The sequence below is a fragment of the Paenibacillus albidus genome (assembly GCF_014644435.1).
In the GTDB taxonomy this organism is placed as follows: Bacteria; Bacillota; Bacilli; order Paenibacillales; family Paenibacillaceae; genus Paenibacillus_AQ; species Paenibacillus_AQ albidus.
The window spans coordinates 1-25,794 of record NZ_BMKR01000013.1 but is presented as its reverse complement, the minus strand read 5'-3'; the positions used below and the strand labels follow the sequence as shown (position 1 = coordinate 25,794).

Annotated in this window: 20 protein-coding genes and 1 rRNA gene; 8 read left to right on the top strand and 13 right to left on the bottom strand. The window is 49.3% G+C overall.

The genetic code is table 11. The features are described 5' to 3' along the window. Window positions 1–222: 222 nt before the first annotated feature. The 3 genes from IEY53_RS16600 to IEY53_RS16590 are packed head-to-tail and all read right to left on the bottom strand — an operon-like array spanning window position 223 to window position 3,322. Complete coding sequence (locus tag IEY53_RS16600) at window positions 223–1,350, bottom strand: glycoside hydrolase family 88/105 protein (protein ID WP_189026849.1); 1,128 nt, start codon at window positions 1,348–1,350, stop codon at window positions 223–225. Between the two features lie 41 nt (window positions 1,351–1,391). Next, window positions 1,392–2,414 (bottom strand): alpha/beta hydrolase family protein, encoded by a 1,023-nt coding sequence (locus IEY53_RS16595; RefSeq protein ID WP_189026847.1) that lies wholly within the window; start codon window positions 2,412–2,414, stop codon window positions 1,392–1,394. Between the two features lie 17 nt (window positions 2,415–2,431). Next, window positions 2,432–3,322 carry a pectinesterase family protein gene (locus IEY53_RS16590; RefSeq protein WP_189026846.1) on the bottom strand — a complete coding sequence of 297 codons (891 nt, stop codon included), beginning with the start codon at window positions 3,320–3,322 and terminating at the stop codon, window positions 2,432–2,434. Window positions 3,323–3,395: 73 nt separating this feature from the next. Between IEY53_RS16590 and IEY53_RS16585 the strand changes: the two genes are divergently transcribed. Then, a complete protein-coding gene (locus tag IEY53_RS16585) occupies window positions 3,396–4,280 on the top strand; it encodes a helix-turn-helix transcriptional regulator (protein WP_189026844.1) in 885 nt (294 codons plus the stop codon). Window positions 4,281–4,288: 8 nt separating this feature from the next. Here the strand turns inward: IEY53_RS16585 and IEY53_RS16580 are convergent, their stop codons facing one another. Together IEY53_RS16580 and IEY53_RS16575 are read right to left on the bottom strand one after the other, a co-directional pair. Next, window positions 4,289–5,743: a glycoside hydrolase family 28 protein gene (locus IEY53_RS16580; RefSeq protein ID WP_189026842.1), complete on the bottom strand. Its 1,455-nt coding sequence runs from the start codon at window positions 5,741–5,743 to the stop codon at window positions 4,289–4,291. 18 nt (window positions 5,744–5,761) lie between these two features. Continuing rightward, entirely contained in the window at window positions 5,762–7,327 is a 1,566-nt protein-coding gene (locus tag IEY53_RS16575) for a glycoside hydrolase family 43 protein (protein WP_189026840.1), read from the bottom strand. Window positions 7,328–7,528: 201 nt separating this feature from the next. On the opposite strand from IEY53_RS16575, the gene IEY53_RS16570 reads away from it, so the two are divergent. The 4 genes from IEY53_RS16570 (at window position 7,529) to IEY53_RS16555 (ending at window position 13,637) form a co-directional block, all read left to right on the top strand. Next, window positions 7,529–9,763 (top strand): helix-turn-helix transcriptional regulator, encoded by a 2,235-nt coding sequence (locus tag IEY53_RS16570; protein WP_189026838.1) that lies wholly within the window; start codon window positions 7,529–7,531, stop codon window positions 9,761–9,763. A gap of 322 nt (window positions 9,764–10,085) precedes the next feature. Beyond that, window positions 10,086–11,066 carry an ABC transporter permease gene (locus IEY53_RS16565; RefSeq protein WP_189026836.1) on the top strand — a complete coding sequence of 327 codons (981 nt, stop codon included), beginning with the start codon at window positions 10,086–10,088 and terminating at the stop codon, window positions 11,064–11,066. 12 nt (window positions 11,067–11,078) lie between these two features. After that, the gene (locus IEY53_RS16560) at window positions 11,079–11,963 is read left to right on the top strand and encodes a carbohydrate ABC transporter permease (RefSeq protein WP_189026834.1); all 885 of its coding nucleotides are present in this window, start codon (window positions 11,079–11,081) and stop codon (window positions 11,961–11,963) included. Window positions 11,964–12,104: 141 nt separating this feature from the next. Then, entirely contained in the window at window positions 12,105–13,637 is a 1,533-nt protein-coding gene (locus IEY53_RS16555; protein WP_189026832.1) for a DUF3502 domain-containing protein, read from the top strand. A 328-nt stretch (window positions 13,638–13,965) separates the two neighbouring features. On the opposite strand, the gene IEY53_RS16550 is transcribed toward IEY53_RS16555, so the two are convergent. The 3 genes from IEY53_RS16550 to IEY53_RS16540 form a co-directional block, all read right to left on the bottom strand. Then, a complete protein-coding gene (locus tag IEY53_RS16550) occupies window positions 13,966–14,829 on the bottom strand; it encodes a M15 family metallopeptidase (RefSeq protein WP_189026830.1) in 864 nt (287 codons plus the stop codon). Window positions 14,830–14,915: 86 nt separating this feature from the next. After that, the gene (locus tag IEY53_RS16545; RefSeq protein WP_189026828.1) at window positions 14,916–16,004 is read right to left on the bottom strand and encodes a HAMP domain-containing sensor histidine kinase; all 1,089 of its coding nucleotides are present in this window, start codon (window positions 16,002–16,004) and stop codon (window positions 14,916–14,918) included. Then, window positions 15,997–16,692: a response regulator transcription factor gene (locus IEY53_RS16540; RefSeq protein WP_189026826.1), complete on the bottom strand. Its 696-nt coding sequence runs from the start codon at window positions 16,690–16,692 to the stop codon at window positions 15,997–15,999. Before IEY53_RS16540 ends, IEY53_RS16545 begins: the two co-directional genes overlap by 8 nt. A 190-nt stretch (window positions 16,693–16,882) precedes the next feature. On the opposite strand from IEY53_RS16540, the gene IEY53_RS16535 reads away from it, so the two are divergent. Then, entirely contained in the window at window positions 16,883–17,641 is a 759-nt protein-coding gene (locus IEY53_RS16535; protein ID WP_189026824.1) for a YqjF family protein, read from the top strand. Window positions 17,642–17,763: 122 nt separating this feature from the next. Then, window positions 17,764–19,536, top strand: a complete 1,773-nt coding sequence (locus IEY53_RS16530) for an alpha-glycosidase (protein WP_229696192.1) — start codon at window positions 17,764–17,766, stop codon at window positions 19,534–19,536. Between the two features lie 62 nt (window positions 19,537–19,598). On the opposite strand, the gene IEY53_RS16525 is transcribed toward IEY53_RS16530, so the two are convergent. Together IEY53_RS16525 and IEY53_RS16520 are read right to left on the bottom strand one after the other, a co-directional pair. Continuing rightward, the gene (locus IEY53_RS16525; RefSeq protein WP_157793966.1) at window positions 19,599–19,772 is read right to left on the bottom strand and encodes a hypothetical protein; all 174 of its coding nucleotides are present in this window, start codon (window positions 19,770–19,772) and stop codon (window positions 19,599–19,601) included. Window positions 19,773–19,833: 61 nt separating this feature from the next. Further along, window positions 19,834–21,090: an erythromycin esterase family protein gene (locus IEY53_RS16520; RefSeq protein ID WP_189026822.1), complete on the bottom strand. Its 1,257-nt coding sequence runs from the start codon at window positions 21,088–21,090 to the stop codon at window positions 19,834–19,836. A 136-nt stretch (window positions 21,091–21,226) separates the two neighbouring features. Here IEY53_RS16520 and IEY53_RS16515 point away from each other — a divergent pair, with 136 nt between their 5' ends. Further along, the gene (locus tag IEY53_RS16515) at window positions 21,227–21,748 is read left to right on the top strand and encodes a DUF3231 family protein (RefSeq protein ID WP_189026820.1); all 522 of its coding nucleotides are present in this window, start codon (window positions 21,227–21,229) and stop codon (window positions 21,746–21,748) included. Window positions 21,749–21,884: 136 nt separating this feature from the next. Here IEY53_RS16515 and IEY53_RS16510 read toward each other — a convergent pair whose 3' ends face one another. From IEY53_RS16510 to rrf, 3 genes are all read right to left on the bottom strand, one after another. Continuing rightward, on the bottom strand, window positions 21,885–23,243 hold the full coding sequence (locus IEY53_RS16510; RefSeq protein WP_189026818.1) for an LTA synthase family protein: 1,359 nt from the start codon (window positions 23,241–23,243) through the stop codon (window positions 21,885–21,887). A gap of 150 nt (window positions 23,244–23,393) precedes the next feature. Next, window positions 23,394–24,848: an HD domain-containing phosphohydrolase gene (locus IEY53_RS16505; RefSeq protein ID WP_229696204.1), complete on the bottom strand. Its 1,455-nt coding sequence runs from the start codon at window positions 24,846–24,848 to the stop codon at window positions 23,394–23,396. A gap of 684 nt (window positions 24,849–25,532) precedes the next feature. After that, window positions 25,533–25,649, bottom strand: a 5S ribosomal RNA gene (gene rrf, locus IEY53_RS16500). Window positions 25,650–25,794 lie beyond the last annotated feature (145 nt).

Genomic DNA, 25,794 nt, shown 5'->3' with positions numbered 1-25,794 from the left:
GCAGCGATTTGGCTGAACAATTATAAGATCAAATGGTTGAATTCCGTACTGAACAAAGTGGTTTATAAAAAAGGACCCAACCAGTATAAAGAGCAATTTGAGGTACTCCTAGTACCCACATCTATAATGGCATACCTTCCTCTTACAAAGACAGACCGCTGGCTGAGAGCCGGCGGTCTGTCTTCTGAGCAGAGCAGATCTTCCCTTTGCTTCAGATCATCGTTATCTGGCAGCTTGGTATCGTTCCGCTTCAAGTGAAGCTAATAATAATGGAGCGACCCCCATAGGCACATCCGACAGCACATCCTCAGAGATATAGTAATCGTAGGAACCATTGCGGTCTTTACTCAAACCCGCTCCATGACAGATTTGGTGCAAGTGTACACCATGTTCATCCTCTTCAGTCAAATGCTCCAGAATGCCCTCATAACCTTTTAGCATCGCCTCTTTAAAAGACGGTTCCAGATAACCCAATCTTAGCCCCTTGGCCATCGCATAAACAAACATGCAGGAGCCGGAAGCTTCCAGATAATTGCCCTTTCGCCCCGCTTGATCCAGCACTTGGTACCAAAGGCCGGTCTCCTTGTCTTGAACCTCCAGAAGCGCACTGCACATCCGCTGAAAAATACCGATGATCGTCCCCCGCTTCGGATGAGTGAGCGGAAAATGCTCCAGGCAGTCAACCATAGCCATCGCATACCAACCCATCGCCCGGCTCCAGAAATGGGAGGACAATCCGGTAGACGAGTCAGCCCATTCCTGCTCTTTGGATTCATCCCAGCCATGGTAGAGCAGGCCAGTACGTGGATCGCGGGTCCGCCGCTCGACCAGCAGCAGCTGGTGTGCTGCTTCGTCAATCAGCTCAGAACGCTGAAAGACCTTGCCGTATTCCGCCAGGAATGGCGATGCCATGTACAGCCCATCCAGCCACATTTGGAAAGGGTACACCTTCTTATGCCACAATCCCCCTTCGGAGGTGCGGGGATGTCCAATAAGCTGTGCGGCCAGCAGCTCGGCTGCTTTAGCATACCGTTCTTCTCCCGTTTTCTGGTACAGCAGGAACAGATTTTTCCCCTCATTAATCTGGTCCAGGTTGTATTCTTCCAGCCTGTAGGTACGAATGGAACCATCCTCTCCAATGAATGTGTCCATATGACGCTCCATATAGGAGACATACTCAGGCTGGTCGAGCTGGACACCCGCCCGGGCCATTGCCATCAGCAGCATGCCCGGAACGTAAGCCCATCGTTCCAGCACATATTTATCCTCTCCCTGCTTATTGCACCTTCCAAGAATCGTATCCGCGATTTTACTGGACCAGCGAACGGTGGTTGCTTCAGTTATAGACATCTTTATTCCTCCTTTGTTAGTCATGAAGTCTAATCTTATGGTCAGGCAAGCTGCTTACGCAGCCAGGCAAAGGCCGGTTCACCATGAATCTCATGACCTCCGGTGAAGAAGTCCGCCTTAACCTGTCCGGGATGATACGCTGCCCCGTAAATAGTCTCCAACCGGGCCAAAGCAAATCTTGCTCCCCGCGGGCCAAACAGATGATCGGCATCTCCCGATTCGAGGAACAGGCCGCGCGGGGCAATGAGACCTAGAAGATCAGGCATCTCCGCTTCCAGCAATATCCCCGGAATATAATTGTCGAGACAATGATTACGTGTCAGAATACTATCCGCGAAGGTATTGGCATACCCGCTTACGACGGCGCAAGCGATCCGTTCGTCAAGTGCAGCTGTGAAGCCAGCCACCAGTCCGCCGCCGGAAATACCCATAATCCCAATGCGTTCGCCCTTAACCTCTTGCCTTGTCTGCAAATAATCCAGTGCTCTCATGGTTTCGTAGATACGGTAACCGGCCATCGTCTTCCCAGCCATCAACAGTGCCGAAGACAGGCGGAAGCAGGAATTACGCCCCGGCTCACCGCTGGTTAGGTCTTCTTCCAAACGTCTGTCTCCAAAGCCGAGCAATTCCGGGGCAGCCACTACAAAGCCCTGTTCTACCAGTGAAACGGCGAAGTCCTTATGCAGCCCGGGATCTCCCAGCCGATCCGCTCCGCCCGGATCCAAGCCGACGATCTCCCGGCTTCCATAGCCATGTCCATGAATGGCAAGAACGGCAGGGGCAGGGGTATATAGCGGCTGATCCGGAATCAGAAGATACAGCGGCATGCGAAGTCCTTCATAGGTAGTGATCTCTATACGTTCGCGGGTATACCCGGAGCAGACTGTACGTTCCAGAAGAACCGGCTGCAGCTCCTCAGCTATTTCTGGAAAGCCGCCCAGCCGCTCCTTAAATGCTGTGGCAAGCCCATCGCGCCACTGCTGAAATGGGATGTCCTTGCTGAAAGCCGAATTGCGCTGTATTGAACCGGCCAGTTTGTCCATGTATTGTTCCAGAGGCTCCATCCGAAGTGCTCCTTCCCTTAATAGCCTTCGGGATGCCAGCCATCAAGCACGGACAGCACCCTATACAACGCAGCTTCCTGTGGAATCAGCTGCCGCGACCAGACAGCCCTGGCTTCAGGATTGGCTCCCGGGCCACTGCTGCCATATTCTTCATAGCGGCTAGTCTTCTCCCTGTCCGGCTGCCCCCAATTATGCCAGCCTTCCCCGATAATCGAACGGTCCATGACAGTACGGATAAAGGCCACATGTGCATAAGGCCGCCAAGGGCGTCCAAGATACACTTCGCTTACACCTTCACCGCTGGTAATTTCACAATCGAGGAACACATAACCAAACGGTGCGCCTTCGGGTGTAGATGCGGCTGTAATATATCCTCTGGAACGCTTGTTATGCAGCCGGCAACGTTCAAACAAAGCCGTAGCAGCACCAAAAATATAGTCCACATCGCCTTCAATGTAGCATTCGTTATAATATTGTTTTCCTTGCCCCGTATACAAAGTATCCTGATCGCCCAGCAGGCGTACACGCCGGAATACGGCATGACCAGCATCTACAAAAGCTGCCACCGCCTGACCGGTGCCGGGGCCGGATGCATTCCGGATGGTCAGATTCTCAGCCGTGAAATGCTCAGCAAATACGTTCAGGGTGCCGGATTTGAACGTGCCAAGCGGTTCTCCGTCCGGACCCAGAGTGTGGGCGTTGTCCGACCAGGTGATGATGGTGGAATTCGTGTCCTCCCCCAGCAGCAGAACCGGAGGCGTTCCCTGTTTCACCGTAATCTTTTCCTCGTAAATGCCGGGCTTGATGCGAATCGTTACTACTTCCTTGTATTCCTGCGGAATTGAATCCAGCGCTGCCTGCAGACTGCTGAATCCTTCATCGACACTCTTAGAGACTGTAATTAACATCTGCGGCTCCTTTCCTATCAACCTGTATTTATTCTATAATAACCGTAACGCTTCGTAAGAGAAGAGGAGAATTATGACCAGCCTGACCAGTCCCAATCACAAATATCAGATTGAAGAAGGCCGCTACAGCATCCAACATATGAAACGTAAAGGCATCACCGCAATGCCGCGTCCCCACAGCCATGACTTAACCGAGCTGTACTATCTGATGCAAGGGGAGCGCGTATACTTTGTGGACGACCGAGTCATTACGGTTCATAAGGGTGAGCTTATTCTTATTCCCGGCCGGGAGCTTCATTCCACAGCAAGCTCTGAGGTCGCCGAATTTGAACGGATTCTGATCCATTATGATCCCGCTCTTCTGCCCCCTTCCCTGCAGAATGAAGCCATCTGGTTTCATGATCGCGGGTACCGCTTGTTCAAGCTGACCCTGCGCGAGCAGGACGAAGCGGAAATCCTGATGAACCGCATACTGGAAGAATGCCGGCTGCAGCGGTCCTATTACGAAACCAGCATAATCACTTTATTCACCGAGCTGATGATTCTCCTCCAGCGTTCAGAGAACATCTCTCAGGCCGGCGGGACCAAACATCCGCTTCATCATCTGGTAACCGATGTCGCCACCTATATCCGCGACCATTACCGTGAAGCCCTCACTCTGGAAGAGACAGCGGGTAATTTTTACATCAGTCCTTCATACTTGAGCCGGGTATTTCACCGGCTGACGGGTTTTCACTTCCGGGAATACATCGTTCATGTCCGCGTAAGGGAAGCCGAACGCCTGCTTGCCGGGTCTACAGGCAAAATTCAGGAAATCGCCTCCGCTGTCGGATTTGAACATCTCTCCCATTTCAATAAAACATTCAAAAAATCAACCGGCCTGACCCCGCTTCAATATCGGAAAGAAGTAAGGTCGCACCCTTCGCCGAAATTGAAGACGGATGTCCATCATCCATAGAAATTTAATTATTTCTCAGTGATCGTCAAATCTCCGGAATGGGTGAGAGTGAGCTGGCTGCATCTATGCGCCGTTATCTCCGGTATTTCTGCGGTCTGTAACCGGATGCGGTCCAGCGTAAGTCCCGTGGCATGCCGCAGTACAATTCCCCGTTCACTCACTGCGTGAAATTTCTCGATGGTTAGATCAGCAAGCAGCATCTCCGGCAGCCCGTTCACGAGCAGCGCGGTTGCCGCTCCATGGCACACAATGTTCTTGAGTGTAATCTTCCGGAACTGCGGCGTTTCCTCTGTAACCGAAAATACCTGCTCGTCATACCCCTCCGATCCTTCAACCCCTGCATAGAACATATGGAAGGATACGGCCTCGTGGATGATTCCGGTCATGTTGATATTCTCCATTACAATATCCTCCACCACACCGCCTCTTCCCCGGGTGCTCTTGAACCGCAGGCCAATGTCCGTGCCAATGAACAGACAATCGCTAACTCGAACTGCATGCACACCTCCGGACATCTCGCTGCCGATCACAACACCTCCATGTCCGTGATATACCTTGCAATTCCGGATGGTAATATACTGGCAGGGCATCCCCCGCTTACGGCCTTCCTCATCCTTGCCTGACTTGAGGCAGATGGCGTCATCCCCCACATCAAAGCTGCTGTTCTCAACTAGAGCATGAGTGCAGGATTCCAAATCGAGGCCATCCCCGTTCTGCGAATACCAGGGATTGCGGACCTGAACATTCTGCACGGTAATCTGCTCGCAACCCATGGGATGAAGACACCAAGCCGGTGAATTTTGGAAGGTTGGCCCGTCCAGCAGCACCCGCCGGCAGTTTCGTAGGCTAAGCAGCGTTGGACGCAGATACGCACGAGCGGGCAGAAAAGCCTCCATGCTGGTTTCTCCGTTGTCCCACAACTTTCGACAGTAGCCCTCTCCTTCCATGGCTTCCCGGGAAGGCCACCATACTTCTCCCTGTGGATCAAGCACACCTCCAGATTCGATCAGATGGTTCCATTGCTTCTCCGTCATTTTGAACCGCTTCACCGGACGCCAGCCTTCGCCACTGCCGTCGAATATCCCCTCTCCGGTGATTGCCACATCGCTTAGACCTTCACCGTCGAGCGGAGCCTGACAGCGCCAACCCGCATTCCCCTCGTAATGGGAAGAGAGCAGCGGATATAAGGTGTGGTCAGGGTCAAACTGCACCAATGCACCTTTGTCTACACTCAGATTAATCCTGCTGTGCAAAGTAAGCGGTCCCGTGCGCCAGATACCCGTTGGAATGACAACCTTTCCGCCTCCCATGGCAGCGCAAGCGTCCAGCGCAGCCTGAATAGCGGAGGTGCACAGGGTAAGTCCTCCTTCTTCTGCCCCATAGTCCGTGATTACAAAAGTCCTTTCGGGAATCCGGGGAAGCTCTGGAACCGGATAAGCTGTTGTTTCCGGATTGCTGCACATTGAATTTTACCTCCCCTGTTATTCAAGTCCTTCATAGCTGAACCAGTCAAAATCGGCATAATTTTCGCTCTTGGCGCCTTGAGAGCTTGTGTATATCCCAATATAAGCTCCTGTAAAACCTCCAGCCAGATCGGTGCTGAGCACTCTGCCATCAGCCCGTTCGCTGAAGGCTGTCCACTTGGCGGCTTCAGAGGCTCTGTAATAGAAGCTGTACTCTTGTCCTCTGGCTTCCACCTTAAGCTGCACCTGATCCTGTGGATATGGCACGGACGCCAGCAGCTGTTCGCTGCCACCCATTCGTTGAATCAGCTGCAACACACGTTCGCCTGCCTCCAGCCCCAATTCATACCGGAAGTGATGATCCGCATTCTGGAGGAGGACCAGTCCGGCAACTTCCCCTTCGGCAGCGGGACTAAACGTCATGTCAGTCGCCGCCCTGAAGCTCAAATGCTGCTGGCGCCTGCCGATATAGGATGGATTGGCAATCTCGGAGAGCCGCTCTGCCTTCAAATGAAGCCGCAGCACTCCAGGCTTCTCGGTGAGACTCCAGAATTCCCCCCGCGGTGTCCGCAGGAAATTCCAGATCAGCGCAAGCTCACTGTCCATAAACTCATCGCGTGCGGGCAGCTCCGGCCACTTTGTCTCCGGCAAATCCGGAGCCGCCGTCTTAAGTTCAAGCACGCCTTTGCCGGGGTTGACCACCGGCCATTCATTCTCCCATATTACCGGTGTCAGGAAGGTTTCGCGTCCCAGATTGCGGTAATAGCCGCCGCAGGTCCGCGAAGCCAGGCAGAACATCCACCAGTCACCGTGCTGGGTCTCCACAAGCTCCCCATGTCCAACATTGACAATAGGATAAGCTCTGCCGAGATGGCGATGCGTCAATATTGGATTGGCTTTATGCCCTTCATAAGGACCCGTCACGCTCTTGCTTCTGGCAATCGTAATCGCATGAGTATGCCCGGTGCCGCCTTCGGCAATCAGTACGTAATACCAGGCGCCGATTTTATAAAGATGTGGTCCCTCCTGGGCATGAGCCACCTTAAGGGCGCCTTGCCATATGCTATGCTTCGGGCCAATCAGTTTGCCTTGGCTAAGATCGATCTCCTGCAGCCAGATATCCATATGCTTTGGATAATCCTGCCCTTCCGGCGGAACCCGGTTGCCAGTATAATACACCTTACCGTGATCATCGAAGAACAAAGAGGAGTCAATACCGGGGGCATCCTCCAGCCATATGGGGTCAGACCAGTCTCCGGCCGGATCGGTTGCTGTAACATAGAAATTATGCTGGTTTTTGTCATTATCAACATAAGTGGTAATCATATAGAAGACTCCCGCGTGATAGCGGAGTGTCGGTGCCCAAATGCCCATGGAGGGAATCGTGTGATCCAGATTGAGCTGGGACGGACGATCCAGTACATGGCCGAGCTGGCGCCAGTTGACCAGATCCTTGCTGTGGAAGATAGGAACGCCTGGAAAAAACTCAAAGCTTGAAGTCACAAGATAATAATCTTCACCTACGCGGATAGCGGAAGGGTCAGGATAAAACCCCGGCAGTACCGGATTGCGGAATGTTCTCATTACAGTAATCCTCCTCAAAACAATTCAAATGTAAGCACCACCAATTATAGTTTGTATAAGTTTAACTTTCTTGTATTTTCTATGTTCTATTTCTTCGTTTTTATACTTTCATGCTATATTTCCGATATTTCACTCCTTGTCAGCGAATGGCTTTTCCCTCTAGAATGGGGGTAATAGGATTTACCTTAAGGGGTGAGCAGCTTGGGAAAAAGAAAGAAATTATACACCCGCTTTTTTATGAGCTTGACCGCGATTTCAGTCTGCTGTATTCTTGTGCTGGCCGTTGTGATCTTTTATTGGTACCGGAATATTACGATAGATAATGTCAACAAGGCGAATCAGAATGTGCTGGTGAATACTGAAACCGTTTTTATAAACTATAAAGAGATCGTCCAGAATTACGCTATGGACTTCTATAGGAACCCGAACATCAACGCACTCATGATGAACGGAGACACGAGCTGGAGCGACCAGCTGTACAGTGCCTTAAGCCAAATCCGCGGAGCGTTGGTTGTCAACCAGTATATGGAGAACGCCTACATCATGGGGGTAGATGAACCTGTTGCGATGTTTGAGAACCTGCCGCTAAGCCCGGAGTCTAAGCTGGAGCTGTTCTCGCGGATGCGGAATAATGTTATTGTTGAGTCTCCCTTTCTGTGGGAGGCAACCCTAAATAACGGTACCCCAATTACCCTGCTCACCGTGTTTTATAATGACCGGGCGTTTGCGGACAGCGAATATTACGGGGCGGTAGCACTGACCGTCAATCTGGGCAAACTGCAGAACAATCTGTTCACGCAAAAAGAAGGAGAAGTAACCCGTTACGCGGTGCTAGACGGGAGCGCATCCGTGCTCATGCACAGTGCACTATCCGACACCCCGCTGGAAGAGGGCATGCTGAAGCAGGTGGTAGCTTCCTCCTCGGAAAGAGGCTCCTTTGTCTATAGGGGGAGCGGAGAGCCACAACTGATTACCTATATATATTCTGCAGCGGACAAGCTATGGTTTGTGTCGGAGACTTCCTACAAGGACAGCATCCGCGATATCTCCAATGCCCGCACGCTGATGACCGGTCTGTGCTTAGTATTGATTATTGCTGCTTCCATAACCGCTAATTTAATCTCGCGGCGGATGTATAAGCCGATTGGCAGACTGTTCGGTAATATCGTTCATCTATCCGGCAATGAAGGAGCGCTGAAGTCAGGCGGTGATTTCGATACCGTGAGCCAGGAACTTGAGCAGATTGGCGTTAAGCTGGAGCAGCTCAAGAAAGAAAGCGATGACAGCGCCTTGATGCGATGGCTGCTTTCCCCACAGGGAACACCAGAGAACAGCAGTACGCCACTGATGAGCATAGCCGCTTCTGGAGGAGCGTATTGCGTATGCGTATTAACTTTGCTGGAGTCCGAACAATCTGAAGGGTCCGGGCAGACCTTCGGGGAGGGCATTAAGCAAGTTGAACTTGCCTTCTTCGAACTTGCGGCCGTTCAGTCCTTCCGTCCGCATCAGGGAACTGCCGTGCTTATTCTAAGTGAGCTGAGAAACGGCAGCTTCGACGATTACGCCTTGTTCCGCGGCAAATGGGAAGAAATTGCAGCTCAGCTCCAGCATTCAGGTGTCTGCTGTGCCTTAGGAATCAGCGGACTTTCGGATGATTTAAACCTGCTGAGGGCTAAATATAATGAGGCTGCGGACAGTCTGCAGTATATTAAATTCCATGTACAGCAGAACATCATCTTTGCTGATGATACCATCCATCTCAACAGCAGCCCGATGCCTGACAGCGCCCTTGAACCGGTGCTGCAAGCCGTTAGGCAGACGGAGCTCTCGAGCCATATTCCGCAGGCGGTGGAAAGATTGCTGGCAGTAGCCTGCAGTTACCGCGTCGAGTCTGCCACCATCGCATTGTCGAGACTGGCCTTTGAGCTCAGCCGCACGGCCGAGCTTAATGCAGATGTTCAGCAATCCGGCTTTCTCGATAATTACCAGCGTATCTGGCAGATCCAAAGCTATGACAAGCTGCTGCATTGGATTGTGGACAGCTGTTATACCGCCCTCAAACGAATTGCCAGCATGAGCGCTGTACAGACCAAGAGCATTGCAGTAGAAGCCATTTGTTACATCAGAGATCATTATGACGACTCTAGACTGTCCCTTAATGCGCTTGCCGACAAGCTGTCGCTAAGTCCCGCCTATCTCAGCAGGCTTATTGCCGACGAAGTAAACGGCAGCTTTCCCGATTTCGTCAACCTGCTGCGCCTAGAGCAGGCTCAGATGTTATTAGTCACTGAACTTGACTTAGATATCCGGGAAATTGCAGAGAAAGTGGGCTACAATAGCAGCACCTATTTTACAACCCAGTTTAAGAAGCGATTTGGGGTTACACCCTCCAAATGGAGAATGAATCATATTCTACAGAAGCAGGAATCTTCCTGATTGACCCGCTATAAGCAAAGAACGAAGGGGATGTCCCGGCAGCATTTTCATAGCCGGGGACATCCCTTTTTGACTTTTGATGAAACACCTTCACCTCGCGTATACTGTGGAATTCCCCCTTAAATAAGGCTTTCACACGCCTAAAGAACAAAAAAGTGATATCTTTTTCGTTTTTTTAATCCACCCTTTTTCGCTTTTTTAACTTTTTTTCGTTTGTTATGATAGCGTTTACATTCTAGGCCGATTTATGATTGCCAGGTAAAGCGTTCTCCTGCAACAAGGGACAGAAATGACAACGCTAGTATAAAGGAGTGGACTGTTAATGATGCAAGAGGCTACACCGGAGACACAGGGGCGGCTAATTCCGGGAATCAGGACGGCCAGAGCCAAAAGCTTCCGTAAATCCCTAAGGAAGGACAGCACACTTTACCTGCTCGCTCTTCCGGGAATCGTCATTTTAATTCTTTTTGCTTATCTGCCGATGAGTGGTCTGATTCTTGTCTTTAAGAATTACAACTTCAACGACGGAATCTTCGGCAGCCCGTGGGCCGGTTTCTCCAATTTCGAGTTTTTCTTCTCTAGTATGGAAGACTCTCTTAGGGCTACACGCAACACGGTGATGCTAAATGTGCTATATATGCTGACCGGCACGTTTTGTTCAGTGGCCATCGCCATTACCCTGAATGAGCTGCGCAGCAAATGGTTTATCAAAATTACGCAGAGCGTCATGTTTTTCCCGTATTTTATTTCTTGGATTATTATCGGAGCCATTCTGTTCTCCCTGCTGGATTACGACAAAGGAATTATGAATCAGTTGCTCCAAACATTGGGCTTCTCCCAGGTCGACTGGTATTCCAGCCCTTGGCTGTTCGTAATTATTCTGGTGCTGGCCAATATCTGGAAAAGCGCTGGCTACGGCGCCATCATCTATTATGCGGTGCTGCAAGGCATCGACACTTCCTATTATGAAGCCGCAAAAATCGATGGTGCCTCCAGATGGCAGATTATTACCAAGATTACGGTGCCAATGCTTATTCCGTCGATCATTCTAATGACGCTGCTGGGCATTGGAGGCATGCTGAAAGGCGATCTCAGCATGATTATGGGAGTAACCTTCCTGAATCCGCTGCTTCTGCCTACTACCGACATTATCGATGTGTATGTATACCGCACAGCCATCCGTTCCGGAGAATTCGGCTTTGCTTCAGCCATCACGCTCTATCAATCCGTCTTTGGCTTCATTCTGGTACTGGTAGCCAACAAACTGGCTGGCTGGTATGACAAAGACAGCAAACTATTCTAGGAGACTGATAAGATGCAAACTACCGAAAACAAAGGCCTGCTCATTTTCTTTTATTTCTGTATAACCGTATTTTCAGCCATCTGTCTGGTGCCGTTTATTCTGGCCGTATCCGGCTCATTATCAACCGAAGCCAGAATCGCTGCGGAAGGCTATTCGTTCTGGCCTAGAGGCTTCACCTTTGAAACATATGAATTCCTGTTTGGCTCCAAGGCGCAGCAGATTCTGCGGGCGTATTCTATGTCGGTGATCGTTACGATGCTGGGTACCGTGTCGGCCGTACTGGTGACCACCGCTTACGCCTATGTCATATCCGTTAAAAGCTTCCGGCTCAAAAATTTCTTCGCTTTCTTCGCCTATTTTACGATGTTGTTCAGCGGAGGAACACTGCCATGGTATATACTCTGCACCAAATATTATCATTTGGACGATACGCTTCTCGGCCTATTCCTCCCTTATGTGCTAAGTGTTTTTCTGATGTTTCTTATGGCCAACTATTTCCGCAGCATCCCACATGAAATCGTGGAATCTGCGCAAATCGACGGTGCCGGACATCTGCGGATCTTCTTCAGCATTATGATTCCGCTGGGCCGGGTCGGACTGGTCACAATCTCGCTTTTTTACGCGCTGCAGTTCTGGAATGATTTCTATCTGCCGCTAATGCTGGTAACCGATCAGAATCTCTATACAATCCAATATTTAATGTACAACATGATGGCGAACATTCAGTTCCTGGCCTCCGGCAATGCTGCTCAGGTCGGTGGAGCTATCATCGCACCACCACTGGAGACAGCCAAAATGGCGATGACCTGCCTGACCGTTTTGCCAATCGCCATATTATATCCTTTTCTCCAGCGCTTTTTTGTCAAAGGCATTATCGTGGGTTCGGTCAAAGGCTAATTCCCGGCAAGGATGCCCTGTTTTGTTCGGTTGCACCGGGTTTATGCTCCCCTACTTCTTGATGTACAATAAGACTTAAGGGAGCACGACCTTTGCAATAGATACCTCAAACATTATGATTCTATTTCAGGAGGGTTCATCATGAATAAGAAAAAAGGTTGGTTAAGTTTGCTCCTAGCAGCGGTGTTCTTGGTAAGTGGCTGTTCTCAGGGCAACAATGAAAGCGCTGCCTCTAGTTCTGGAAGCGGAAATGAAGGTACATCTTCCGTTACGGATAACGGCAGTAATGACGGCAGCACATTGGCTCCCGCCAAACTGAAAATTGTGCTGTACGGGGATGAGTCAAACCGGATGAAGGAACTGGCGAAGACGGAATTCTACGACGTAATCAAGAAAGAAATCAACGCTGAGGTTGAATTTCAGTTTCTTCCTTGGACAGAATATGGCGGCGGTAAAACCGACCTGATGTTGTCTACGGGAGAGGACTTCGCAACCTATACTGATGCCAATTACATGGTGAAATCTGTAGCTAAAGGGCTTTATGCCGACCTTACCCCATATGCCAGTACAGCAGCTGATTTGAGTAAAAATGTAGACGAAGCCTCCTTCAAGGCCTTTCAGCTAGAAGGTAAGCAGTATGCAATTCCAGTCGGCAACAAGCCGAATTCTGCGGAGTTCTACAGCGCGCTAGTTAGACAGGATTTGCTAGAGGAAGCTGGCATGACGCAGGTCACCTCGCTGAAGGAACTGGAGCAGTTCTATGATAAGGTGCATGCCATTCATCCCGAACTGATCGGGTACGCCAACACCGATGCTCGCCGGATACTGCAATATGATTACACGGACAAAAACCTGTATTGGCAAAATGATTTTATTGCCCTGGACGAGTCTGTGAAAGATGATAAAATCATTAGCTGGTTTGAAACCGAAGAGTTCAAGAGTTACGCGAACCTGATGCGCGGCTGGTATGAAAAAGGAATCATTCCGAAATATGCCGCCACCAATGTTCCGCAGCTGCAGTCTGACTGGAACTCCGGCAAAGCGATGTTCTGGGCCGGCACAGCGGCACGTCCTTTTGAAGGGGCGGCAACGATCTCACAAGCAGTGCCTGAGGCCAAGCTGGTCAATTATTTCCTCGGCAGCGGCCGCCCAAAAATCAGCCGTGGCACGTACAGCACCGCCTTCTTCGTCTCTACCGCAGCCAAAGACCCTGAACGTTATGTGATGTTCTTCAACCTGCTGCAAAAAAACCAGGAGCTGTACGACTTGTTCGCCTACGGGATAAAGGGAACCGATTATACGCTGGACGAGAACGGGCGTCTGACCAGAATAAACACCGATTCGCTGATCCCCGACTGGCTGCTCATGAACAAAAACTTCATCCGTTTCGACAACACCGTTCCGGACGAATTCATCGCTGAATACAAAGCTTGGGACGATGGAGCAATCATTTCCAAGGGTGCCGGCTTCAACTTTGACAATACACCCGTCAAGAATGAAGAAACGAAACTGAACGGCGTATTCACTGAATACCTCGCACCCATCGGCAGCGGCTTCAGCGATTATGACACCGCCTTCCCCAAAGCGCTGGACAGACTTAAAGCAGCGGGGATTGATAAATATATCGCTGAATATCAGAAACAATTCTCAGAATGGTATGCCAAGCAGCAATAAGTAGTACCACAGCAATCATCGTATCGCCAATAAAGAAGCGTGCTCCTCAAGGGAGACACGCTTTTTTTCTTATACTTAACGGACCGGAGAAACGTTTTTTCGCCAAATCAGCTCATTTTTCTGGTCAAACGGACTCAGGTGCCGCTAAATGATCCATTGACCCTCTTTTTGGGCTAGAGATCATACAATAAGAGCACCTGTGTCCGCATAAAAGGACAACACCCTTCGTTACCTCAAATAAGATCCTCTGAGTCCGCTTCCTTGCACAGCCGGTCGCGGTGACAAGTGGTTGCCGGGACCAAGTCAACCGCTGATTAGGATTGAGCAATTATTCTTTCACAGTAAGAATAACCCCATCTATATTATTGCCCGACAACTCATATTGACCCTCATCCGGCACTTTGAGGACATTCTCGGAAACCGGATAATAACTGACCTCATATTTCCGGCCCTCCACCACCGTCGTCAACCTCTTTTGTTCTTTTAAAAGATCCAAATATTCCTCCAGTACCAGCTGTTTGTCCTGCATGATGGCACTGTGGGGCAATCCGACATAACGGAAATGCCAGGGTTCATATTGAATACCTGTAAGCTCGGATTTATCTTTGGGATACCGCAGGATGAAGCCGTATTTCCAGGCGTTTTTGTGCAGCCACTTGCCTTCATCCGCTTTGCTCATCTCGGTCTCGGTAGAGCCTATATCAAGGGACAAGCCCAGGTTATGTTCGCTGTAGCCTGCCGGTAAAGCATAATCCGGGCCCATATCCCGGTATAATTGATCCTGCTTCTCAAAATCCCTATAACCGCTGCTGATCAGGAAATGATTCACTCCCTCTTGGTTGGCAGCTTCGAGCATCTTCAGAAATTCCTGCGCTACATGCTGCGACAAAGAGATGTGCTGATCCAGCAATCCATAACCCTGGAGCAGCTCCGGATGTTCGGATAAATTCACAATATCGGATTTCACCCCTTCCTGATGGACGGGATATTCCTTGTTGACCAGCAACAAATCCCCTTGGTGCACTTGATCCTGTGGAACAATTTTGATCGTTTTGTACCCTTGTCGGTTCATTTCCTGAGGCTCATATCCCCCAAGGCTATTATCCCTTTTCTGCTCCAGGTACATGTTCGTCCCATATGCAACATACCCTAGCACCAGCATGATTAATATAAAAAAAACCCACTTTTTCATCAACTGTATCCTCCTTAACCCTCATATCATCAGGATAAGGAAAATTAGTTAAAAAAAAATGGGACAAAGATAAAGTTTTTCTTAAATTACGGCTCCAGCGGCAGCCGGACCTCAAACGATGTCTGTATCACACTGCTTTCCACTGAAATGGTACCGCCATGCTGCTCCACAATATTTTTGGCAATGAACAGCCCAAGCCCTGTTCCACCCTCCGGATGTGACCGTGCACGGTCACCTGTATAATACATATCGAAGAGATGCGGTAAATCTTCCGGATCGATATGCCCTCCGTAGTTAATGACCTGAATCACTGCCTGCCCCGAATCCAGATCGCCATTGATATCAACATACAGACCATCCTTGCCATAACGGGCGGCATTGGTCAGCAGGTTCTCGAATACCCGGGCCAGCAGCTCACCATCACCGGAAATCGACAAGTTAGGCAGCATATTCAATCTGGAGACCAAGTGATTTTTCTCAAAAACAGGATACAGCTCCTCATTCAGCTGTCTCAGCAGCTCGCTGAGATCCAGTGTCCTTTTCTCTAGAGGCAGCATGCCATAATTCATTCTGGTGATATCAAACAATTCATCGATCAGCTTCTCCAGACGTTGTGATTTGGCGAAAGCAATGGAGGTGAAATGCCTGATCTGCCCCTCCACAGACTCATCTTTAAGGATCAGGTCCAGGTAACCCAACACAGAAGTAAGCGGCGTGCGTAAGTCATGAGCCAAATTCACGACCAACTGATCTTTGCTGTTCTCCGCAAAATCCCCTTTTTCGACTGCCTCCTGCAGTTTGGCACTCGCCAGGTTGAGATCCTCCGCAATGGTGCTAAATTCGTCATTCGCTGAAATAGACACCCGATTCTTAAACTCGCCATTGGCCAGATGGTGAATCCCCTTGGATATTTCTTGAAAATAAATGGCATACGGCTTAGTGAACCAAAAGAAAAACAGGATGGCGAGCGGGATAAACAGCAGCAGGAAAAAATAAATATCTCCGATGCTGTTCATCATCTGACGGTACTCGGCCAGCTTGTCCTCCCGGCGAACGCCCGAATAATAAAGTTGAAGAAGTCTGTAGATCCCATAAGTGATACTGCCGGACAAAAGCATGCTGAGCCCCAGCAGCATAATCATTTTAGCCCTAAAGCTGCGGATTCTCTTATTCATTGAACTTATACCCCACGCCCCACACCGTTTTGATGAATTTATTCTTGTTGACGTCTTCCCCCAGCTTCTTCCTTAAAGTACGGATATGCACCATGACTGTATTCCCGCTTTCATAATAGGCTTCGCCCCATACCTGCTGAAAAATATTCTCGGCGCTAAAGACCTGCTTGGGATGACTGGCCAATAGATACAGGATATCAAACTCCTTCGGCGTGAGCTCGACAGCTTTGCCGTAAAGAGTAACCGTATGCTGCTCAGGTGAAATCGTCAATCCCCCGGCATCCAGAACGGACCGGTTCATTGCAGCCGGCTGATTGAACAACATCGAGCGGCGCAGCTGTGAATTCACACGGGCCACCAGCTCCATGGGGTTGAACGGTTTAGTCATATAGTCGTCCGCTCCCATCACAAGGCCCGTGATTTTATCAAGATCCGTGGTTTTGGCACTCAGAAAAATGATCGGCAGATGATGTTTCTCCCGAATCTGACGGGTGACCTCATACCCGTCCAGCCCAGGCATCATAATATCCAAAATAGCCAAATCTATGGACAGCGATTGAACAGCCTGGACCGCTGCTTGTCCATCGGAGACTGTGATAATATGATAGCCCTCTTTTTGCAAATGTAAAGCCACCAGGTCGGCAATCTCCGCCTCATCGTCAGCGATCAGAATTGTAATACGCTTCATACTTGTTCCACTCCTATATAAGATCGACACTTTATATTAAAACATAAAAGACCCGCAGGAGGGCCACTTTTCTCAAAGTTTACCATCCTTGCGGGTCTGCTCACGGTTTAAAGCCAAACCCAATTCCTCCGGCCGGAACCGAAATATATCCAGGACTTTGGGTAATCTATCTTTACAGGAGGGATTCACATTGAAGAACAGCGATATTCTGGTACACACAAACCATCGTCCCTTTCCTTTGCCCCAAGGACCTTGGGTAATGAAGCAAGTCTGGAAAGACTTATTGTTTGCACATTGGCCCGTGAATGAAGTAGAGCTGTTGCCGTATCTTCCACCGGGTCTGGAGCTGGAACAATGGGAAGGAACACCCTGGATCAGTATGTCTCCTTTTGTAATGGACCTGTTGAAGCTGCGGGGATTGCCCCCTCCCCCAGGCGTTCACCGGTTCTTAGAGCTTAACATTCGCACTTATGTGGTGCGGGACGGCAAACCCGGGATCTTTTTGCTTAATCTGGATGCCTCCAGTCTGTTAGCTGTTGCTGCAGCACGCCTGCTCGCCCACCTGCCTTATAGGCATGCCACCATGTCTTATCATTGTGCGGGCGGGGACATTCGCTATAGCAGCAAGAGGATAAACCCCAATGGTGATGAGGCAGTGTTTCAAGGCATCTATCGGGCAGTCCAGCCCTTGTGCTTTCATGCGATGCCAGGCACCCTTCTCCACTGGCTGACGGAACGGTATTGCCTGTACGCTTCAGACCGGGCAGGCCGGCTGTATATTGGCGAGATTCATCATCTGCCTTGGCCTTTACAGGAAGCAGAGCTTCATATAGAACACAACACTTCAATGAAAGCGCTGGGTCTCACTCCTGAAGGTGAACCTTCACTTCTTACCTTCACTAAACGTCTTGAGGTTCTTTTGTGGCCGATCAAAAAGATAAAAGAATGACCCCTCATTGATCAATTCCTTCTTCTGCAAGCATTACATATTGGCAAAGACGGACTATCCGAATTGAATGATTCATTAAAGGCTACAATGAGGGTTGACAGACATCTTCGGGAGGGACACTTATGCATGCAAACGAAACGAATATACAGCTTGAATGTCTGCACCACGTTCCTCACAGCAACTGGGCCTATCTCTACGACAAGGATACCTTCCACCTGCGCGTCAGGACAAAAGCGGACAATGTTAATGAAGTTATTGCCGTGACCGGCGATAAATACGATTGGGACACTTACCATCACGAGCAGAAGATGCTGAAAGTGGCCACAGACCAATTTTTTGATTACTGGGAAGTATCGGTGAAGCCTGAACACAGGCGTTTTTCTTACGGTTTCCGCTTTCATTCCGGAGATGAGACGGTCTGGATGATTGAGACGGGGATATTCAGGCAACAGCCGGGACCGCCGGGCGGATATTATGATCGTCCCTATATTCATGAGATTGACTTGTTTAGAGCACCGGAGTGGGCAAAGTCAGCCATATTCTATCAAATTATGCCCGAACGTTTTGCCAATGGCGATCCGGACAATGATCCAAAAGAAATTTCGATCTGGGGAGAGAAACCTGCAACTGAAAGCTTCTTTGGAGGGGATATCCAGGGGATTATCGATCATCTGGATTATTTGGCCGACCTTGGGATTACCGCAATTTATCTGACCCCCATTTTTGAGGCGCCAAGCAATCATAAATATGACACGACGGATTATAAAAAGGTAGACCCTCATTTCGGTGACCTTGAGCTGCTGAAAACATTCGTTAAAGCGGCGCATTCCAGACAAATAAGGGTTGTACTGGACGCGGTATTTAACCATATCAGTGCCAAGTCCCCCCAATTCCGGGATGTGATCGAACATGGGGAGTTATCCAAATTTGCCGGCTGGTTTCACATTCACAGTTATCCTGTAGAAGTCAGAGAAGGAAATCCGAACTATGACGCTTTCGGGTTTTTTGCCCAAATGCCTAAGCTGAATACCTCGAATCCCGAAACCAGGGAATTTCTGCTGGATATAGCCGGGTACTGGTTACAAGAGGTGGGGATCGACGGCTGGCGCCTGGATGTTGCCAATGAAATCGACCATGCCTTCTGGAGGGACTTCCGCAAGCTCGTCAAAGACATCAATCCTGAGGCATACATTATCGGGGAAGTGTGGAATGATTCCTTGCGCTGGCTGCAAGGCGACCAGTTCGATTCCGTCATGAATTATCCGCTTTCCGACCGTTTGATTGAATATATCCGCAACAGTGAGCTCGACGCCCGAACTTTCGCCGCCCATATCAGCCATCTGTTGATGCGTTATCCACAGCAGGCCAATGAGGTGCTGTTCAACCTGCTGGCCAGCCACGATACCCCGCGTATTCTCACTTTATTGGAAGGGGACTCTCAAAAGCTCAAGCTTGCGATCGCCTTTTTGTTCACCTTTACCGGTACGCCTTGTATCTTTTACGGAGACGAAATCGGGCTGGAAGGAGAAGCCGACCCGGATTGCCGCAAGTGCATGATATGGGAAGAGGAGGAACAGAACCGGGACCTTTTCGAATGCTACAAGCTTCTAATCCATTTACGCAAGGAATTCCCGGCCTTGCGTACCGGCCGTTTCCGGTTCTTAAAGGCAGAAGAACAGGAGCGCCCTTTTGTCTACGAACGCCGGGATGAGCATTCCCATTTCACGATTTGGATGAACCCTTCCGAGCAGCCCGCTTCCCTCTCTCTTGCTTTGGAGGGACGTTGGCGGGACGCTCTGAACGGAGAGCCGGTTGACGCTGCGGAAGATCACTTACAGGTTCATCTTGAGCCGTTTTGCTTCAAGATTCTGGTCAAAGAGCAAACGCAAGAGTAGGATTCAGTTTAACAAAAAAGGCTGCTTTTCGTCAGAAGCGACTAAGAGCAGCCTTTTGCTACTCAGGTTGTTTCATTTTTGGTAACTCCATTAAGACTCGGGACATAATCGGCTAATTTACTGTTAGTTAAAGTCTGTGGTTCTTCAGTAAAATGGGCTTTATTTTGTTGATTGTTTTTTTTGTCCGCACGGTTATCTGCACGGTCCATTTTGGGATCGGCACTGTTTTTGGGCATGATATTCACCTCCATCGTCTTCCCCTAGTATGAGAAGGAGCTTTGCATTTTATCCTGTAAACTACACCTGGCCCGCCTCCACCCTCAGCGGCACCAACGCTTTTGTTTGGTCCAGATAAATAAAAGCGTCGTAACGTTTTGAAATCACGGTGGGCACGTAATTGCCTCTCTCCCGCTCGGGATGGTACACGACGCCAATGGCCCGGTGGCCAACCATCACCTCATCGAGTACCGTCCTCTCCTCGTTATGAAACATAAGCAGCTTGTCCTCGGCACCGTCCCTGTGCAGAAGCTCCTCCCAGCTATTGGTGATCGCTGGCGGGACATTCATGGTCTCCGGGACAGCTCCCCATGATCTTCCTGCTGTCACTGTGCCCTGATACGAACCGAAGCCAATCGCGTAGACGTCGCTGCCGTGCTTTTCCCGCAGCAGCTGCCCAACGTTAATCATTTCGTCCTGCGCCATATCCGTTGCCCGGGCATCTCCGATATGGGTATTATGAGCCCAGACCAAAGCGCGCGTTTTTTCTCCGTAGAATTCCATCAGCTTCTCCAGTGCCGACACCATATGGCGGTCCCGGATGTTCCAGGATTCCGAGTCATGGCGTATCATGGTCCGGTAATACGCTTCGGCCCCTTTTACCGCCATAGCGTTTAACTCGGCGCTTAACGCCTCCTCCTGGTCATCCTGATTTGCGCTTTTCCATTGGCCCTGAAGTTTACTTAACAGCGCAATAACCTCTTCCTCGCAGCCCTCTCCATATAGAGAAGCTGAAACCCCATACGATTGCTCATCTCTGGTATAGGGCTCAAAACACTCAAAAGCCCTTTCTGCCGCCTCCAGATCCACGCTGCCCCTGGCGGCGAGATACTTTAGTATCTCATCCATAGATTCCCAAAGGCTGTAGACGTCCATCCCGTAAAAACCGGCCTTGTCTGCATCCGGTTTATCCTTGTTGAAGTCGCGCAGCCACTCCGCCAAATCCCGGATTTCCTGGTTGGCCCACATCCATGAAGGCCAGCGGTTGAAATCGGACAACGCGGCACCAGGACCGGTATAACCTTTAATATAACGGTTCAAGGTGTAGCAGGAGGGCCAATCCCCTTCTACGGCGATGAACCGGAATCCTTGTTCGGCAATCAGACGTTTGGAGAGCTCCGTGCGGACACTGTAATATTCCGAGGTTCCATGTGAGGCCTCACCCAGCAGTACATATTTAGCGTTTCCGGCCTCATTCAACAGGCCCGCTAACGTTTCTTCTTTTCTAAGCGGTCTGGCAAGCTTACGAATAGAATCCATCACCCATTTATCACTCATATCCCTGCACTCCTTGCTGCTTCAGATGGTTCTTCCAAGTTTGCACCTGCAGGAACCAAAACATGCCGGCGGTATAATATTTGTGTATCTAGGGATACTACACTTGTTAAAATCCACAAACCAAAGGAGCATGTATATGACAGGTATCTTAGGTGGCAATCCCAAAGAAGAACCGATGCATTATGGAGAAATCTTCAATGTGTGGTCGGCCTCCACAGTAGCGAAGGGCGCAATCTCCTGTTACCGGGCCTATTTGATTCATGCCGGTGATCATGATCTGAAAAAAGTGTTGAATACCTTAATTGATCAAGCCGAGCTGGAGGTCAGTGAATGCGATAAGCTTTTGGCAGATAACGGCATTGCTTCAGCACCTATAATGCCTAACAGACCCGAAGCGAAGCTTGAGGATATTCCTGTGGGCGCCCGTTTTACCGATCCGGAGATTGCCGCCAAAATCGCTGCGGATAATGCAGCCGGATTGGTCGCCTGCAGCCAGGCCATGGGGCAGTCGATCAGAGAAGATATCGGTGCCTTATTTGCCAAATACCATCTCACCAAAACAGGATTAGGCGTTAAAATTCTGCAGATGAACAAGAAAAAGGGCTGGCTTATCCCTCCTCCGCTTCAAGTGAAGAGACCGGATCCAGTAGAGGCGTAACCTCAAGAGACAGACCCCAAAGCAGGCATTTTCACGCCAAAAGACAGCAAAACAGCGATTCTCCCGTTACCCGGAGAATCGCTGCTTTGCGTTTTGGGCCATCTGCGGTTTCTCCTGATTTTTACCGCACAGCTCCCTATTCATCTATATCCGGCCCTTCAATTTCTTTACGGCGAATAGGCAGCTGCTTCACATATCGATCAGAGCTCTTCATCCTTTGAATGATATCGTCATAATCCGATTTGTAGGGGGCAATGTCTTCAACCCGCTGCAGGGTTCTGATCGAAGTTGCCGTCCCGTCAGCGAACCCTTTTTCCCCGGGAATGAAAAGCACTTCATTATTAAAAAAGGATCCTGTCGGCAAATAATAACGCATCCCAACGACATTATGATCCACATTCAATAAGTCTTGCCCAAAAGCCGTAAAGGCTTCAGCCTTCAGGTCAATGCCCATAATATTGGCAACCGTAGGCAGAATGTCGACTTGTCCCCCGGTCTGTTTAATGATTTTGCCGTGGAGTTGCCCCGGCAGATGGATCATCAGCGGCACATTAAAGGTACTGATTTGCTTGTGATATGGAATGCCCAAAGCCTCACTAAGCTTTTTGGCATCAAATTTCTTTTTGTTTAAGCCAAAATGGTCCCCATAGACGACCAGGACGCTTTTATCCCACAATCCTGTTTCTTTAAGTTTATCAATAAAGGTACCCAGCGCATAATCGGCATAATTTACAGCGGTAAGATACTCTCTTAACGGTCCGCCTTTTAACGTTTCGTTCAGCTTCAAGCGCTTGCTGTTCTTTGGTATTGTGAAAGGAGAATGGCTGGAGGCGGTCACAAACTGGGCATAAAAATTCTTCTGACGTTTATCCAAAGTCTTCAGCTTGTTGATGCCTACCCGGTATAGATCCTCATCCGAGGCACCAAACCGGCTGAACTTCATATGTGGAAAATACCGCCGGTCATAAAAAGTATCGAAGCCGAGCGCCGGATACATTTGATTCCGGTCCCAAAAGCTCACATCATTCACATGGAACGTATTCGCAACATATCCCCTCTGACGCATCAATCTCGCCAGACTGGGAAACTCCCGGTCCCCATATTTCTTAGACATCGCAACCGCCCCCACCGGATAGATGGAGGTATTGCTGATGAATTCGGCATCGGAGGTATTGCCGCGGCCAATTTGCTGAAAGATGTGCGGGAAATACAAACTCTCCGCTGATAGCTTATTGATAACCGGGGTCAGCGGCTGACCTTGGATGGAAGTATGAATCAGGAAATTTTGAAACGACTCCAGCTGAACCACAATCAGGTGGGTTCCGTATCCTTTCCCAAAGCAAACCCTGGAGCCCCAGAAGTTATATTGCTTCAAGAGCGGCTTAATGTCCATGCTCTTATAGTTATGCCAGAGGAATAAGGCCAAACTCCCGAGAACTGCTGCCAGAATTATGCCTGCTTTCCGTAAATACAAAGCCATTCGGTCCCGATTCATTCTCTTCCAAACCGCTCCTTTGCATCAGGATGGCTTCATTATGCCCGCCACAGCTGGTTTTTATAGATAAAAAAAGCAAACCAGTGCCCCCTCTCCCATGAGAACGGCCTGATTTGCTTGTTATTTTCGCTTGCAGTATACAGGTTGTGATTACAACGGTTTCCCTTCTTTTCTAACATTAAAGCCGGGGTGAAACTCGATTAATAAAGAAGTCCCTTTGGTATTCGTATGCAGTGACACATGATCGGCAGTGGCATGGATTAGCGCAAAACCTTTGCCCATGGAACGTTTGCTGCTGTAACCCGAGACCAGAATGGTCTTGGGCAGCTCATGCAGGGCAATACCTGAGCCTTTGTCCGATATATACACCTGAAGAGTTCCATTCTTGTCATATAAAGAAACTTTGCCGAGAACAGCATGCTTGATAAGATTGGTAACCCCTTCGGAGACGGCAAGCTTGATATGCATCAGCCGCTTGGAATCCTCCCTGTCCGCATAATAATCGGCTACAAAGGCGCGGCTGACGGATACATCCGCTTTGGTCTGGACCTGCATGGAATCGATATAGTTCCCCAGCCGCTCTTCAAGCTCTTCCTTGGTTAAGCAAATATCCACTTTGCTGTTGGACAACGTTTCAATAACATCCTTGTAGGAGCGCAAAATATTGCGGTGCATCGTCTCCCGATAAAGGATTGCAGGAGTAATATCAGTCATTACAATGGTGACCAGCCCCTGCTCCGGGTAGAAATGCGCCTCATAGGTTGTACCTGCGCCCTTCACCACCTCGTGAAAACTATGTTCCGTACAGAGCGCGCGGTCGGCCAGCCTGGTTATGTCTTCCGCCACATCCTGCGGCGGCATGTCGTTAAGATACCCAGCAGCCGGGTATTTCACCAGAATGGTTTTACCTATAAAGGCCTCATTCTCGCTGTAGCTCTCCTCCTCTTCCGGTTGCTGCTCTTCCGTCTCTTCATTGTAGACCAGACGGCTGCGGAGCAACCGGATATCGGCCGGCTCCAAATAACTGACCAACCGCGGATCCAGTATCTTGCCGGCGTATTCCTGCAGCATATTTAGAACATGCTCGTCCCTGCTGTATTTAAGCATCAGATGATCCAGTTGATTGCACAGGCTTATTATTCTGGATTCGAATGGAATTTCCTTACCCTTTAGCCCTACTGGAAATCCTTTTCCGTCATAACGCTCGTGGTGGTATTTAATCCAGTCGGCAATCTTTTTGTTGCCCGTAATATTCAGGACAACCTCTGCACCTTTATCGCTGTGCGACTCGTATTCTTTCTCTTCTGTCAGCGACAGGGCCCCCCGTTTCTTCAGAATAAAGGAGGGAATTAATGATTTCCCGATATCGTGAAGAATGGCGGACATAATCAGTTCATTTTTATATCTGCCGCTATAGGAGATCCTGAGAAGAATATGTTCGGCAATCACTCCGCTTCTTGTCCCATGACCATAGACTGTTTTCGCTTGCCTGAATTCACAAAGACGAATGAACTCCTCAGAGGCTTTTTTCCTTAAGTTATACTGGTGCAGAAATCCATTCGAAAAAAAGATGATAAAAAAGAGAAACACAGCCGTATAGAACATTTCAGAAAACATATGCCCGGATAATCCTTTTACAAAATGGGGGATGAACACGGCACACAGCAGCACAGGAAAGAGGATGCCTTTAAGCTTAAACTGTATTAGAATGAAGGAGAATCTGGTTTATGAATATGAAGAAAGACTACGAAGGCCATGTTAGAAGGGGATGTTAAAGGGACCAACGGGTACGTTTATTAGAAGGTTGTGCTGTTTGATACGGATTAGCGTTCGTCACCAGCCTTCGAGCTGTTCTAATGTATATCGTACATCAGAATGGTTAAAACGAGGCTCAAACCTCCATCATGATGTATTTTGTACATTCAAAGGATAGCCATAAGGCACTTTCCGGCTAAGGCTGCGGTTCCTGCTGCACCAAATACACTGAAACCTTAAAACGAGCCTACTTTTGCCCATTCTGATGTATAAAGTGCTCTCAATCGATCTCCGCCCTAGGTTACAGCGTGCCTCCCGGGAGGTGACTTTCGAATGAGCCCTCTATTCCCACCTTTTAAAGTGAGAACCAATTGAAGATGCGGGGAGCCAAATGTACTATAAACGAGTTTGCCTAATGACAAAAAGAATTAAAAAATAATGAACTCCCTCTTCTCCAGAGATGGAATTCACAATAATGTATACAAAAATGCATACAAAAAAAGCATGGCTCCATTGGGCCATACTTTGTTCAGTGCTTGGCGACGTCCTACTCTCCCAGGACCCTTCGGTCCAAGTACCATCGGCGCTGGAGGGCTTAACGGTCGTGTTCGGGATGGGTACGTGTGGAACCCCTCCGCTATCGCCACCAAACATGATTTGTCGAAGCTTCCGCTCCTCAAAATCGCTGCGAGAGAATATCAGACCTTTAAAAGGAACGACACTCTGCTCAGGCTTGATCGCCTGAAAACTGAATCCGAATCGAATTTGCGTTCTATATTTATTTGGATAAGCCCTC

Bases quoted from the DNA above. Each gene is read 5' to 3' on its own strand.
- IEY53_RS16600 (WP_189026849.1), bottom strand. From the start codon at position 1,350: ATGTCTATAACTGAAGCAACCACCGTTCGCTGGTCCAGTAAAATCGCG.
- IEY53_RS16595 (WP_189026847.1), bottom strand. From the start codon at position 2,414: ATGGAGCCTCTGGAACAATACATGGACAAACTGGCCGGTTCAATACAG.
- IEY53_RS16590 (WP_189026846.1), bottom strand. From the start codon at position 3,322: ATGTTAATTACAGTCTCTAAGAGTGTCGATGAAGGATTCAGCAGTCTG.
- IEY53_RS16585 (WP_189026844.1), top strand. From the start codon at position 3,396: ATGACCAGCCTGACCAGTCCCAATCACAAATATCAGATTGAAGAAGGC.
- IEY53_RS16580 (WP_189026842.1), bottom strand. From the start codon at position 5,743: ATGTGCAGCAATCCGGAAACAACAGCTTATCCGGTTCCAGAGCTTCCC.
- IEY53_RS16575 (WP_189026840.1), bottom strand. From the start codon at position 7,327: ATGAGAACATTCCGCAATCCGGTACTGCCGGGGTTTTATCCTGACCCT.
- IEY53_RS16565 (WP_189026836.1), top strand. From the start codon at position 10,086: ATGATGCAAGAGGCTACACCGGAGACACAGGGGCGGCTAATTCCGGGA.
- IEY53_RS16560 (WP_189026834.1), top strand. From the start codon at position 11,079: ATGCAAACTACCGAAAACAAAGGCCTGCTCATTTTCTTTTATTTCTGT.
- IEY53_RS16555 (WP_189026832.1), top strand. From the start codon at position 12,105: ATGAATAAGAAAAAAGGTTGGTTAAGTTTGCTCCTAGCAGCGGTGTTC.
- IEY53_RS16550 (WP_189026830.1), bottom strand. From the start codon at position 14,829: ATGAAAAAGTGGGTTTTTTTTATATTAATCATGCTGGTGCTAGGGTAT.
- IEY53_RS16545 (WP_189026828.1), bottom strand. From the start codon at position 16,004: ATGAATAAGAGAATCCGCAGCTTTAGGGCTAAAATGATTATGCTGCTG.
- IEY53_RS16540 (WP_189026826.1), bottom strand. From the start codon at position 16,692: ATGAAGCGTATTACAATTCTGATCGCTGACGATGAGGCGGAGATTGCC.
- IEY53_RS16530 (WP_229696192.1), top strand. From the start codon at position 17,764: ATGCATGCAAACGAAACGAATATACAGCTTGAATGTCTGCACCACGTT.
- IEY53_RS16525 (WP_157793966.1), bottom strand. From the start codon at position 19,772: ATGCCCAAAAACAGTGCCGATCCCAAAATGGACCGTGCAGATAACCGT.
- IEY53_RS16520 (WP_189026822.1), bottom strand. From the start codon at position 21,090: ATGAGTGATAAATGGGTGATGGATTCTATTCGTAAGCTTGCCAGACCG.
- IEY53_RS16515 (WP_189026820.1), top strand. From the start codon at position 21,227: ATGACAGGTATCTTAGGTGGCAATCCCAAAGAAGAACCGATGCATTAT.
- IEY53_RS16510 (WP_189026818.1), bottom strand. From the start codon at position 23,243: ATGAATCGGGACCGAATGGCTTTGTATTTACGGAAAGCAGGCATAATT.
- IEY53_RS16505 (WP_229696204.1), bottom strand. From the start codon at position 24,848: ATGTTCTATACGGCTGTGTTTCTCTTTTTTATCATCTTTTTTTCGAAT.